At 46.1% G+C, this 230-nt stretch carries 1 protein-coding gene; it reads left to right on the top strand.

The features are described 5' to 3' along the window. Positions 1–230 (top strand): FHIPEP family type III secretion protein (locus tag IQR33_RS36090; protein WP_193844206.1); only part of this gene is annotated, 230 nt, incomplete at both ends.

Genomic DNA, 230 nt, shown 5'->3' with positions numbered 1-230 from the left:
GAATTGTTTACGCACGACGATGTGGAAGCAATAACCCAGCGTTTGACACAACAAGCCCCGAAACTAGCAGAAGCATTAGCAGCAGCACTTAATCCAGCGCAGCAGCTGAAAGTATATCGTCAGCTTTTATTAGACCAAGTGCCACTAAAAGATATTCGCACGATTGCCAACACAATGTTGGAATCCGCGGAAAATACAAAGGACCCGATCCTACTTGCATCTGATGTGCG

Origin of the sequence: Vibrio sp. OPT46 (assembly GCF_015163535.1) — a bacterium.
Lineage (GTDB): Bacteria > Pseudomonadota > Gammaproteobacteria > Enterobacterales > Vibrionaceae > Vibrio > Vibrio alginolyticus.
Note: the sequence above shows the minus strand (reverse complement) of the source record. Positions and strands in the feature narration are given on the sequence as shown.